Raw genomic sequence first — 11,266 nt, 5'->3', positions numbered from 1 at the left:
GTCCGGGCCCCGCGGGTGCGATAGTGGGCGCATGGTCGGGCACAGGCGCGGGGCCACCACCGGCGGTGGCACCGGTGGGCGCGCGGGGTGGCGGGGGTCGCTCGCGCGCGGCCTGCTCGGCTGGCAGTTGGTGGTGGTGTTCGCCCTGCTGGCCTGCGTGGCGCTGTTCTCGGTGGTCCAGTCCCGCAAGTCGTTCGCCGACGTCGAGGGGCGCAGGCTGCTGTCGGTGGCGGAGAACGTGGCCGCGACCCCGGGGGTGCGGGAGAACGTCGCGGACCCGCTGCGCCGCGACCCGCTGCCGGTGTTCGCCGAGGGCGCCCGCAGCCTGTCCGGCGCCGATTTCGTCCTCATCACCGACAGCGCGCGCCGGGTGCTCACCTCGCCCGACCCGGGGCAGGTCGGCACGACCCTGGACGTGGGCGCCAGCACCATCGGCGCGGGCCGCTCCTGGGTGGGCGAGGTGGGCGGGTCGCTGGTGGCGCACGTCCCCGTGATCGCCGACGACGGCGCGGTCGTGGGCCTGGTGGCCGCGGGCAAGGCGACCCCGGGCTTCTTCGCGGGCATCGGGGACTCCGCCCAGGACGCCCTGGCGCTGCTGGGCATCGCGACGGCCCTGGGCATCGCCGGGTCGGTGCTGCTGGCCTGGCGGGTCAAGCGGCAGACCCTGGGCCTGGAGCCGTGGGAGATCGCGGGCCTGGCCGAGCACCGCGAGGCGCTGCTGCACGGCATCCGCGAGGGTGTGCTGGGCCTGGACCAGCAGCACCGGATCACCCTGGTCAACGCCCGCGCCCGCGACCTGCTGGCGCTGCCGGGGGAGTGCGTGGGCGCGGACGTGGGCGCCTTCGGGCTCAACGAGCGCATCATCGACGTGCTCACCGGCCGCGCGCCGGGGCAGGACCAGATCGTGCTGCGCGCGGGCCGGGTGCTGGTGATCAACCGGCTGCCCATCGCCGGGCTCGGCGCGGTGGCGACCCTGCGCGACCGCACCGAGCTGGTGGAGCTGCGCGAGGAGCTGGCCGCCAGCTCGCGCGCCACCGACACCCTGCGGGCGCAGGCGCACGAGTTCAGCAACCGCCTGCACACCATCGCGGGCCTGATCGAGCTGGGCGAGTACGACGAGGTGCGCGACTACGTCGACCTGGTGGCCCGCGAACAGGGCGAGTGGCAGGAGCAGGTGACCAGCCGGGTGTCGGACATCGCGGTCTCGGCGCTGCTCATCGCCAAGGCCAGCCTCGCCGCCGAGCAAGGCGCGGGCCTGCGCCTCACCGACGACAGCGGGTTGCGCCCGGTCGACGAGCGCCTGACCGGCGACCTGGTGACGGTCGTGGGCAACCTGGTCGACAACGCGCTCGACGCGCTGCGCGCCGCGGGCCCCACCCCGGGCGACTGGGTGGAGATCGCCCTGCGCCAGGACGACACCCGCGTCGAGGTCGTCGTGCGCGACTCCGGCCCCGGGGTGGCCCCGGCGATCGCCACCGAGGTCTTCACCCACGGCTTCACCACCAAGGCCGCCGAGCACGGCAACCGCGGCCTGGGCCTGGCCCTGACCCGCCAGACCTGCGTGCGCCGGGGCGGGTCGGTGGACGTGCACAACGCCGGTGGCGCGGTGTTCACCGCCGTGCTGCCCTTCGCCGCGGAGGTGGCCCGGTGATCCGCGTCCTGGTGGTCGACGACGACTTCATGGTCGCCAAGGTCCACAGCGGCTACGTCGCCCGCGTCGAGGGCTTCGAGGTCGTCGGCGTCGCCCACACCGGTGCCGACGCCCTGGCGGCCGTGCGCACCCTGCGCCCCGACCTCGTGCTGCTCGACATCTACCTGCCCGACGCGGACGGCATCACCGTGCTGCGCGCGCTGCGCGCCGACCCGACCACGGTGGACACCGACGTCATCGTCATCAGCGCCGCCCGCGACGTCGACACCGTCCGCAACGCCATGCGCGGCGGCGTCCTGCACTACCTCATCAAACCCTTCTCCGCCGCGGCGCTGCGCGACCAGCTCCTGCACTTCGCCGCCCTCCAGGCCAAGCTCGCCCGCCTGTCCGCCCGCGAGGTGTCCAACCAGGAGGACGTGGACGAGGTCTTCGCCGCCCGCCCGCGCGGTTCCGTGGTGCTGCCCAAGGGGTTGTCCCAGCAGACCGCGGACCTGGTGGAGCAGGCCCTGCGCGCCCACCCCGACGGCCTGTCGGCGACCGAGTGCGCCCAGACGACCAACCTGTCCCGCCCGAGCGCGCGCCGCTACCTGGAGCACTTCGCCGAGATCGGCAAGTCCGAGGTCCGCCTCCGCTACGGCGCGGGCAGGCCCGAGCGCCAGTACCACTGGATTGGTTAGAGGGTGTCTTGCATCGCGAGACACCCCTCAGGCAAACACCACAGGATCACCAAGCGCGATGTTGCCCGGGATGAGGACACGGGCCAGCGCGTCAAGACGGTTGTCGTGCGCGGCGGAGATCGTCTTGAGCACCAGGGAGGACTGCGGCAAGTCGGCCTGCGCCTCGTTGACCATCACACAGCGTTCGCTGGAGCGGACGAACTCGATCCGCGTTCCCTCCCCGATCACAGCGGTCCTGCCGAGCCAGTTGTCCTCGACGAAAGGCGCGGTACCCGGCGGGGTGCGCACCACGATGTTCGGCCGGAATCGACGCTCATCGACAGGCACGCCGGGGAGCGACTGCTGGACCCAGTCGAGGGTCGCCGTGGTCAGCACGCTCACGGGCAGTTGGTCGAAGTGCGACACCTCACCCTCAGGGACCAACTCCACGTCGTCACGGCGGAGGTGCGCCCGGAGATAGGCATCGCTGTCGGCCACCGGCCACCCGTCCGGGGCAAGCAGTTGCGGCTGGCCAAGCCCGTGGGGATAACGCGAACCAAGTCGCAGCAGTCCGGGCATGAGACGGAACCGGCGGGTGTTCTTACCAGAACCGAACTTGCCCGCCGCGTCCCGCACGGCCCACAACCGATCACCCGCCAGACCTCTTGATCTTTGGTTCCTCAGGGGGCTCGTAGCCAGTGGTCGAGGGTTGCGAGGTCGTCGTTGTTGAGGCCTCGTGCTGGTGCGATGTGGTGGAGGAGGGCTGGTCCGGGGTGGTGGGCGGCCACCCAGTCCCGGTCGGCGTCGGTGATCTCGTCGTCGACCCAGGCGAACGGGCGTCCATCGGCCCACGCCACGAGGGTTCGGGTCTTCCAGCACAGCCCGAACCACCGGTCTTGGTGCGCATCCTCGTCGGAGGGGTCAGGCCAGGTCACGACCGGGAGCGGTGGCAGCCCGAGCCGGGGCGCGATCTCGGTGTTGGCTTCGTCTTCCCAGGTCGTGGCCCAGACCAGGTCGCACGGGAGTGCTGCCAGCCGAGGCCCGAGTTGCGGGTCGAGCCGCGCCAGGTGCGCGCTGGCGGCCGTGCCCGCCTGCTCGCGCCGGGTGCCGTCACCGAACGGCAGGAGCGGGCCGTCGACATCGAGGAAGAGCAGGGGGCGTTCCCTGGTCCCGTCACCGTGGCCCGTCATGCTGTGGCGCCCTGCTCGCGCTCGATGCCCCGCTCGACCAGATGGCCGCGTTCGAAGCGGGCCGCCTTGGGGTACGTGGCGCCGTAGGCGGCCTCGAACGCCTTCACCGCCTGAAGGGCGTGGGTCTCGTCCTCGGCGTTCCCCATCTCGGCCAGGTGCTCCTTCGCGCCGAGCGCGGGCATCAACCTCAGCCCATCACCGTCGGACGGATCGGGGACCACGGTAGGCATGGATGTGTACCTTTCCCGACTGACGGTGGCGCGTCGGCCATGCGTGAGACCTACAGACAATCACAGGGAAGGTATACCCCACCCCGGCCGATCCACAGGTCTCAAGCATTGCTCGTGAGGGGATGCGTCCTATCCGCTGCGCAGCACCGCCTCGACGAGCGCAACGCCCTCGTCGGCCGGCAAGCACGCTCGCTCAAGTTCTTGGGCCAGCTCCAGGTAGCGGGTGGTCGTGCCGCGGTCCTCCAGGATGACCTGCCTCCCCAGGAGTTCGATGTGGACTATGGGGTGGAAGTGCTCGACTTCCAGCACCGTGAAGCCTGGCGAGGTGGGGTGGCTCGCGGGCACCACCCGCCACGCGCCCGGGTTGTCCAGCAGCCGTGCCAGTTGCTCCCCCGCGACCTCGACCGGTATGTCGGGCCGCGTCAGACAGTGCTCCGGGATCAGGGCGAGCTGGTTCCCCGTGAGGTCACGCACCGAACCGGAGACAGCGGCCGCGTAGGCCTCGGTTCTCAGGGCAGCCGGAACCGCATGTGGGTCGTAGACGACGACCCGCCCGGCCGCCGCCACCACCTCGTCGACCACCGCCCGCTCGGCCCCGTCCAGCACCCACGTGGGCTCTCGCACGGTCCGCGCGCGCCCGTCCCCATCAGTAGCCGCTTTGCTCATGGTCGATCCCCAGGATTTCTTGCGCCCGCCCGTCATAGGGGGCTTGCTGTCCTCGGGATCAACGCTACTCGGGGAGTTTTCGAGGACGGTTCACAGAGTGTAAACGTTCCGTCAGGCTTCCACGCCGAGGCGGCGGCGCAGGCTGTCGAGCTCCCAGGAGGGCTTGGGGGAGCGGCGGTGCAGCTGTCGGACGAGGTCGCGGGCCAGGGGGTCGTTGCGGAGGCGCTGGGGTGCGATGCGGTCGGCCGTGTCCAAGTGATGGATGGCCCGGAGGTCCCTCTCCCCGCCGGACTGGCCGTTCGCGCGGGCGAGGTCGAAGTGCAGCGCGCCGCGCCTGTCCGCAGTGGACAGACCGCGGTCGTAGTCCGGGCGGGAGGTCACGCGGTCGGCCATGCCCGGCCCTTCGCCCAGTTCGACCGCGATGCTCAGCGACCAGGCGCGGACGTTCGCGGGGCCGAAGGAGAACTGCAGGGTGTTGCGCTCGCCGGTGCGCCCCGCCAGGTCCCGCGCGGCGTCGAGGTGGGCGAACGCCTCGTCGCGGCGGCCGTCCTTGGCCGCCATCTGGGCGCTGGTGAGGTGGAGCATCCCCGCCGCCTCCAGTCGAACCGTGTCCCCGGAGCCCGACTCCACCTCCCGCAACGCCGCAGCGGCCACGCGCGCCGCGCGGTTGCGCGCGCCCAAGCGGCTCAGCGCGGAGGTTGACGCCATCGCGGCGAGGCCGCCCACCCCGGGATCGCCGAGCCGCAGCGCGGCCTCCTGGGCCCGCACCGAAGCGATCACGGCGAGATCCGCGTTGCCCAGGTTGCGCGCCAGGCAGGAAGCGACGACGCAGGCCTCCACCAGCGCGGCGAGAGCTGCGCGGCGCTCGGCACCGGGCGCCGCCACCGCGTGCACGTGCAACTCCGTGATCAACTGACCCAGTCCGGTCCCTGCGGAGGAATACCGCGACTCCGCTGCCTGCTCGTTGGCCCGTTTCGCCGCTGCGGCCAGTTCAGCGACCGCCCGCACCGGTCCGTCCGGCACGTCGTCGAACCCCACGTCGAACAAGGCCACTGAGATCTCCGGGAGCGCCGCCAAAGCCAACGCGCTCGCGCGGTCCCCTGGGAGGTAGGGCTGTCCGGTCAGGTCGACCACCGAAGCGCCGAGCGCGGCAGCCAGGTCCTCCAGCAACCCGCGCCTGCTGAACGCCCTCTCCCCGCGTTCCAACATGGACAGATAGCCCTTGGAAACCCCCACCAGTCCGGCGGCGACCTCCAGGCTCAGGCCGCGACGAACCCGGATCCTGCGGGCCCGTGCCCCGATCTCCCGCGCGTCGTCCTTCAGGTCGCCCATCCCGCTCACCTTCCGTGCCGACTTGATCCCAGGATAGGGCCCGGCTTCCGCACGTCGCCTGCGCTGGGCGCGGCCGAAGGATTCCCTGCCGCGCGGTATCTGCTCCGGAACTGCCTGGTAGAGAGCCCGTGTGTCCAGGGTGTTCACCCGCACGGGTTAGCCCGAAAGGTCGATTGACGGCACATCGTGCGAATCGGATGATTCTGCGTCATACCGCGCGGTATGTAGTCTCCCAAAATGTGGGATCAGCGCGGTGGACGATGCGGTCCGACGGGAGCTGGTATGCGGGAATCCCCTGGTCAACCTGTGCTTGAGGCGTCCGGTGTCACGGTCCGGTTCGGGGGGCTGACGGCTCTCGACGGGGTGCGGCTGGCCGTGATGCCCGGATCGGTGCACGGGGTCATCGGGCCCAACGGGGCAGGCAAGACGACGTTGTTCAACGTGCTCTGCGGGTTCGTCGCACCGCGCGAGGGAACTGTGCGCGTGCACGGGAAACCGTTGCGGCGCCACAGACCGCACGACCTGGCGGCGCTGGGGATCGCGCGGACGGTGCAGGGGCTCGGGCTGTTCGCCGGGTGCACGGTCATCGACAACGTCCTGGTGGGAGCGCACCGGCACCGCAAGGCATCCGCGTTCAGCTCCCTGCTGGGGCTGGGCGGGGCCGCTCGGGACGAGGGCCGGTTGCGCGACAAGGCCGAGGAACTGCTCGCGCTGCTGCGCATCGACAACTGGCGCGACGCCTACCCCGCCACCCTGCCCTACGGCGTGCGCAAGCGCGTCGCCCTGGCGCGGGCGCTGGTGGCCGAGCCCGCGCTGCTCATGCTCGACGAACCCGCCTCGGGGCTGTCCGAACTGGAGCGCGAGGAGCTGGTGGACCTGCTGCGCGGGCTCACCGGGCGGACGGCGGTGCTGCTCGTCGAGCACCACATGGACCTGGTCATGCGGGTGTGCGACCGGATCACCGTCCTGGACTTCGGCAGGGTCATCGCGGCGGGCACACCCGACGAGGTGCGCGACGACCCCCAGGTCACCGAGGCCTACCTGGGAGTGGGCTGAGGTGCTGACCGTGGAGGACCTCTCGGCCGCGCACGGGCCGGTCCGCGCGCTCGACGGCGTGCACCTGACCGTCGAGGCGGGCGCCATCACCGCCGTGCTCGGCGCCAACGGGGCGGGCAAGACCACCCTGCTGCGCACCATCAGCGGCCTAGTGCCCCCGCGCGGCGGCACCGTCCACTTCGACGGCGACGACATCACCGGCTGGCCGCCGGACCGGGTGGTGCGCCGAGGCTTGGCGCACGTGCCGGAGAACGGCGGCGTCATCACCGAGCTGACCGTGGCCGAGAACCTGCGCCTGGGCGGGCTGTGGCGCTCGTCGGCGCAGCGGCGCGCGGCCCACGAGCACGTGCTGGCGCTGTTCCCGCCGCTGGCGAGCAGGCTCAGGCGCCGCGCGGACACGCTCTCCGGCGGCGAGCGGCAGATGCTCGCCATCGGCCGGGCGCTGATGTCCGGGCCGCGCGCCCTGGTGCTCGACGAACCGTCGCTCGGGCTGGCCCCGCTGGTCACCCGGCGCATCCTCGACCTGCTGCGCGAGCTGCGGATGACCGTGCTGCTGGTCGAGCAGAACGCCCGCGGCGCGCTGTCGGTCGCCACCCGCGGCTACGTGCTCGAACTGGGCCGGGTCGTGGCGGACGCGCCCGCCGCCGACCTGCTGGCCGACGACCGACTCCGACACGCCTACCTGGGGTTCTGATGTCCGACCTGTTCGCCTTGGCGCTCGGCGGCCTGACCAACGGGGCCGTCTACGCCGCGCTGGGGCTGGCCCTGGTGGTGATCTACCGCGCCACCCGCGTCGTCAACTTCGCCCAACCCGCCCTCGCGCTGGTCTGCGCCTACCTGGCCTACTCGGTCAACCGCGCCACCGGCGGCTACTGGCTCGGCCTCGTGGTCGCCCTCGTCGCGGGGGCGGTGCTGGGGGCGCTCACCGAACGGGTGCTCATGCGCAGGCTCAGCCGCGCGGGCGAGCTCGCCCCGGTGATCGCCACCCTGGGGCTGCTCATGGTGCTCCAGGCCGTGTGCGGGATGATCTGGACCGCCGAGCCGCGCTCGTTCCCCTACGCGCTGGACTTCCGCGGCGCCTTCTCCGCCAACTCCGCGTTCGTCATCGCCGTGGTGCTCGTCGTCGCGGGCGGGTTGCTGCTGCTGTTCGGCACCACCTCGCTCGGGCTGCGGATGCGCGCCGCCGCCTTCCACCCCGAGGTCGCGAGCCTGGTCGGGGTCAAGGTGGGGCTGATGCTCACCGCGGGCTGGGCGCTGGCCACCTCGGTCGGCGCGCTGGCCGGGGTGCTGGCCGCGCCGCCGTTCCTGCACCCCGGCGTGCTCGACACCGTCTTCGTCTACGCGCTGACCGCCGCGGTGCTGGGCGGGCTGGACAACCCGCTGGGCACGGTCGTCGGCGGGTTCGGCCTCGGCGTGGTGCTGTCCTGCGTCTCCGGGTACCTCGGGCCGGAGCTGGTGACCCTGGCGTCGCTGGCGATCCTGGTCGTGGTGCTCACCTTCCGCCCCAACGGGTTGTTCGGGCGCACCGCGGCGAGGAGGGTCTGATGCCCCCGCTGCTGCGCCACCTCGGGTGGGCGCTGCTCGGCCTGGCCGTCGTCGTGGCCGTGTCGCTGGTGGTGGACCCGTTCACCAACGTCCGGCTGGCCACCCTCGGCTACCTGCTGCTGGCCACCGCGGGGCTGAGCGTGCTCACCGGCCTGACCGGGCAGGTGTCGCTCGGCCACGGCGCGTTCCTGCTGGTCGGGGCGTACACCGTGGGCCTGCTCGTGGTCAACGCGCCGGGGCTGCCGTTCTGGCTGGACCTCGCCATCGCCGCCGCCGTCAGCGGGGGCGCCGGGCTGCTCACCGGGGCGGCTGCGGCCCGCCTGCACGGGCCCTACCTGGCCGGGGCCACCCTGGCCCTGGCGGTCGGGCTGCCCGCGCTGACCCAGCGGTTCCCGGACCTGCTCGGCGGCAGCAACGGCCTGAGCTTCACCGTGAACAGCCTGCCGCCCGCGCTGGCGGGCGTCGTGCCGAGCACCCGCTGGCAGGCGTGGGTGGTGTGGGCGACGGTGCTGCTGGCGCTGGTCGTGCTGGCCAACATCACCACCGGCCGCATCGGCAGGCAGATGCGCGCCGTGCGCGACGACGAGGTCTCCGCCGCCCTGGCGGGCATCCGCGTCGGGCGCACCAAGGTGCTCGCGTTCCTGGTCAGCGCCGTCTGCGGCGGGCTGGCGGGCGGGTTGCAAGCCTTCCTGCTGGGCACCGCCGCACCCGGGTCGTTCACCCCCGCGCTGTCGCTGACCCTGTTGGCCGCCGTCGTGCTCGGCGGGGTCGGCAGCCTGTGGGGCGCGCTCTGGGGGGCGCTCGCCCTCGTGCTCGTGCAAGCGGGCACCGAGGACCTCGCGCACGGCCTGGGCCTGCCCACCGACGTCGCCAACAACCTGCCGCACGCCGTGCTGGGCCTGGTGCTCGTCCTCGTCGTGCTCGTGCTCCCGCAGGGGGTCCACGGGCTGATCAGCAAGCTCCCCCTGCCCGGGCGCCGCACGCCCACCCCCGCCCAGAAGTCCCCCACCCCCGTTCCCGCGTCGGAAGGCACACCGTGAAACGCAGAGCACTCGCACTCACCCTCCTCCTGGTCGTCTCCGCCTGCGGGGGCGCGGGGGAGACCCCGACCGGGGGGCCCGCGGTCAAGGACGAGCGGGCCGGGGTCACCGACACCACCGTCCTGATCGGAACCCACCAGCCCCTCACCGGGCCCGCCGCCCCCGGCTACTCGACCATCTCGGCGGGTGCCCGCGCGGTGTACTCCTACGTCAACGACAACGGTGGCATCAACGGCCGCACCATCGAGTACCGTGTGGAGGACGACGGGTACAACCCGACGCGCACGGTCGAGGTGGTGAAGAAGCTGGTGCTCCAGGACAAGGTGTTCGCCGTGGTCGGCGGCCTGGGCACCCCCACCCACACGAAGGTGACCGACTTCCTCACCACCGAGGGCGTGCCGGACCTGCTGGTGGCCTCCGGCGCGCTGGCCTGGGACGAGCCCGCGACGAGCCCGATGACCTTCGGCTTCCAGGTCGACTACACCCGCGAGTCGAAGATCCTGGGCAAGTACATCGCCGAGGAGCTGGCGGGCAAGAAGGTCGGCGTGCTCTACCAGAACGACGACGTGGGCCGCGACGCGCAGGCGGGCCTCGACCAGTTCGTCAAGGACGCCATCGTCTCCCGCCAGCCCTACGACCCGGCCAACACCGACGTGCTGCCGCAGGTGACCGCGCTCAAGGCCGCGGGCGCGGAGGTCGTGGTGTGCGAGTGCGTGCCCGCCTTCACCGCGCTGACCATCCTGACCTCGGCGCGCGTGGGCTACAAGCCGAAGTTCGTGGCCAACAGCATCGGCGCCGACGTGCGCACCCTCAGCGGCCTGTTGTCGGAGTTCGGCAAGCGCGCGGGCGCCCAGGTGTCCGTCCCGGCCCTGCTGGAGGGCTTCACCGGCGCGGGGTACCTGCCGAACATGGACTCCGACGACCCCTGGATCGCCCTGTTCAAGCAGATCCACGCCAAGTACATCCCGGAGGTCCCGCTGACCGACACCGTCATCTCCGGCATGGCCACGGCCTTCACCTTCGCCCAGGCGCTGAAGGAGGCGGGCCGCGACCTGACCAGGTCCGGGCTGATCAAGGCCATGGAGTCGGGCCGCATCTCCGGGCCGGGCCTGACCCCCTTCGCCTTCTCGGCGGACTCGCACGCGGGCCTCACCGGCGCCTACGTCTTCACCGTCGACGCCCAAGCCAAGGTTCAGCAGGTGTGGGCGCCGATGGTGACCGACCGGGGCACCGGCCCGGTGACCCCCGCCCCCACCGAGCGGCGCACCCCCGCCGACGTAGCCCTGGTCGGGTGACGTGCCGGAAGTCCGGGACCGGGTGGTGCGCGCCGCGGTCACCCTCTTCGCCCGCAAGGGGTTCGAGGCCACGACCGTCCGCGAGGTCGTCGCCGAGGCCGGGGTGACCAAGGGCGCGCTCTACCACTACTTCGACTCCAAGGAAGACCTCCTGGTCGAGGTGTACCGCACGATGCAGACGGCCCAGCGCAGGCGCATGGAGGCCATCGCCGACAGCGACCTGGACCTGCCCACCCGGCTGCACACGATCATCGCCGACGTCGTCGAGACCACCATCGCCGACCTCGACGAGGCGGTGGTCTTCTTCCAGTCCTTCCACCTGCTCGACCCCACCCACCAGAACCTGGTCCGGGCCGAGCGCCGCGCCTACCACGACCGGGTGAAGGCCCTGGTGGAGGAAGGCCAGCGGGCAGGCGTCTTCCGCGCCGACATCCCCGCCACCGTGGTGGTCAACTACCACTTCGGCGCCGTCCACCGCCTCGGCCTCTGGTACCGCCCGGACGGACCGCTGAGCCCGGAGGAGCTCGGCCTCCACTTCGCCGACATGACGCTGGCGAGCCTGGCACCACCCACCTGACGCAGCCGGGGACCGGCGCCCCGGACCG

The 11,266-nt window shown here is 72.3% G+C and carries 13 protein-coding genes; 8 read left to right on the top strand and 5 right to left on the bottom strand.

Annotation, left to right across the window (positions count from 1 at the left end):
* Nucleotides 1–31: 31 nt before the first annotated feature.
* Together BJP25_RS13580 and BJP25_RS13575 are read left to right on the top strand one after the other, a co-directional pair.
* On the top strand, nt 32–1,651 hold the full coding sequence (locus tag BJP25_RS13580; protein ID WP_075975263.1) for a sensor histidine kinase: 1,620 nt from the start codon (nt 32–34) through the stop codon (nt 1,649–1,651).
* Nucleotides 1,648–2,328: a response regulator gene (locus BJP25_RS13575; RefSeq protein ID WP_075975262.1), complete on the top strand. Its 681-nt coding sequence runs from the start codon at nt 1,648–1,650 to the stop codon at nt 2,326–2,328. The genes BJP25_RS13580 and BJP25_RS13575 overlap by 4 nt, the downstream gene beginning before the upstream one ends.
* A gap of 27 nt (nt 2,329–2,355) precedes the next feature.
* On the opposite strand, the gene BJP25_RS13570 is transcribed toward BJP25_RS13575, so the two are convergent.
* From BJP25_RS13570 to BJP25_RS13550, 5 genes are all read right to left on the bottom strand, one after another.
* On the bottom strand, nt 2,356–2,943 hold the full coding sequence (locus BJP25_RS13570) for an MOSC domain-containing protein (RefSeq protein ID WP_233158065.1): 588 nt from the start codon (nt 2,941–2,943) through the stop codon (nt 2,356–2,358).
* A 44-nt stretch (nt 2,944–2,987) separates the two neighbouring features.
* Nucleotides 2,988–3,497, bottom strand: a complete 510-nt coding sequence (locus tag BJP25_RS13565; protein WP_075975260.1) for an HAD domain-containing protein — start codon at nt 3,495–3,497, stop codon at nt 2,988–2,990.
* The gene (locus BJP25_RS13560; protein WP_075975259.1) at nt 3,494–3,727 is read right to left on the bottom strand and encodes a hypothetical protein; all 234 of its coding nucleotides are present in this window, start codon (nt 3,725–3,727) and stop codon (nt 3,494–3,496) included. Before BJP25_RS13560 ends, BJP25_RS13565 begins: the two co-directional genes overlap by 4 nt.
* A 129-nt stretch (nt 3,728–3,856) precedes the next feature.
* Nucleotides 3,857–4,333, bottom strand: coding sequence for a Scr1 family TA system antitoxin-like transcriptional regulator (locus BJP25_RS13555; RefSeq protein WP_143219060.1), 477 nt, complete (start codon nt 4,331–4,333; stop codon nt 3,857–3,859).
* 171 nt (nt 4,334–4,504) lie between these two features.
* The gene (locus BJP25_RS13550) at nt 4,505–5,725 is read right to left on the bottom strand and encodes a helix-turn-helix domain-containing protein (protein WP_075975257.1); all 1,221 of its coding nucleotides are present in this window, start codon (nt 5,723–5,725) and stop codon (nt 4,505–4,507) included.
* A 282-nt stretch (nt 5,726–6,007) separates the two neighbouring features.
* Here BJP25_RS13550 and BJP25_RS13545 point away from each other — a divergent pair, with 282 nt between their 5' ends.
* Genes BJP25_RS13545 through BJP25_RS13520 form a run of 6 tightly spaced genes read left to right on the top strand, consistent with a single transcriptional unit; the run spans nt 6,008 to nt 11,238 of the window.
* Nucleotides 6,008–6,781: an ABC transporter ATP-binding protein gene (locus tag BJP25_RS13545; RefSeq protein WP_143219059.1), complete on the top strand. Its 774-nt coding sequence runs from the start codon at nt 6,008–6,010 to the stop codon at nt 6,779–6,781.
* A 1-nt stretch (nt 6,782) separates the two neighbouring features.
* Nucleotides 6,783–7,475, top strand: coding sequence for an ABC transporter ATP-binding protein (locus tag BJP25_RS13540; protein ID WP_075975255.1), 693 nt, complete (start codon nt 6,783–6,785; stop codon nt 7,473–7,475).
* Nucleotides 7,475–8,326: a branched-chain amino acid ABC transporter permease gene (locus tag BJP25_RS13535; protein WP_075975254.1), complete on the top strand. Its 852-nt coding sequence runs from the start codon at nt 7,475–7,477 to the stop codon at nt 8,324–8,326. The genes BJP25_RS13540 and BJP25_RS13535 overlap by 1 nt, the downstream gene beginning before the upstream one ends.
* Nucleotides 8,326–9,366, top strand: a complete 1,041-nt coding sequence (locus BJP25_RS13530; protein ID WP_075975253.1) for a branched-chain amino acid ABC transporter permease — start codon at nt 8,326–8,328, stop codon at nt 9,364–9,366. Before BJP25_RS13535 ends, BJP25_RS13530 begins: the two co-directional genes overlap by 1 nt.
* The gene (locus tag BJP25_RS13525) at nt 9,363–10,661 is read left to right on the top strand and encodes an ABC transporter substrate-binding protein (RefSeq protein ID WP_075975252.1); all 1,299 of its coding nucleotides are present in this window, start codon (nt 9,363–9,365) and stop codon (nt 10,659–10,661) included. The genes BJP25_RS13530 and BJP25_RS13525 overlap by 4 nt, the downstream gene beginning before the upstream one ends.
* 1 nt (nt 10,662) lies before the next feature.
* Nucleotides 10,663–11,238: a TetR/AcrR family transcriptional regulator gene (locus tag BJP25_RS13520; RefSeq protein ID WP_075975251.1), complete on the top strand. Its 576-nt coding sequence runs from the start codon at nt 10,663–10,665 to the stop codon at nt 11,236–11,238.
* Nucleotides 11,239–11,266 lie beyond the last annotated feature (28 nt).

The sequence above is a fragment of the Actinokineospora bangkokensis genome, from assembly GCF_001940455.1.
In the GTDB taxonomy this organism is placed as follows: Bacteria; Actinomycetota; Actinomycetes; order Mycobacteriales; family Pseudonocardiaceae; genus Actinokineospora; species Actinokineospora bangkokensis.
Note: the sequence above shows the minus strand (reverse complement) of the source record. Positions and strands in the feature narration are given on the sequence as shown.

What these genes read in the sequence shown, in the direction of transcription:
- BJP25_RS13550 (WP_075975257.1), bottom strand. Translation starts at nt 5,725, where the DNA reads ATGGGCGACCTGAAGGACGACGCGCGGGAGATCGGGGCACGGGCCCGC.
- BJP25_RS13565 (WP_075975260.1), bottom strand. Translation starts at nt 3,497, where the DNA reads ATGACGGGCCACGGTGACGGGACCAGGGAACGCCCCCTGCTCTTCCTC.
- BJP25_RS13580 (WP_075975263.1), top strand. Translation starts at nt 32, where the DNA reads ATGGTCGGGCACAGGCGCGGGGCCACCACCGGCGGTGGCACCGGTGGG.
- BJP25_RS13530 (WP_075975253.1), top strand. Translation starts at nt 8,326, where the DNA reads ATGCCCCCGCTGCTGCGCCACCTCGGGTGGGCGCTGCTCGGCCTGGCC.
- BJP25_RS13535 (WP_075975254.1), top strand. Translation starts at nt 7,475, where the DNA reads ATGTCCGACCTGTTCGCCTTGGCGCTCGGCGGCCTGACCAACGGGGCC.
- BJP25_RS13560 (WP_075975259.1), bottom strand. Translation starts at nt 3,727, where the DNA reads ATGCCTACCGTGGTCCCCGATCCGTCCGACGGTGATGGGCTGAGGTTG.
- BJP25_RS13545 (WP_143219059.1), top strand. Translation starts at nt 6,008, where the DNA reads ATGCGGGAATCCCCTGGTCAACCTGTGCTTGAGGCGTCCGGTGTCACG.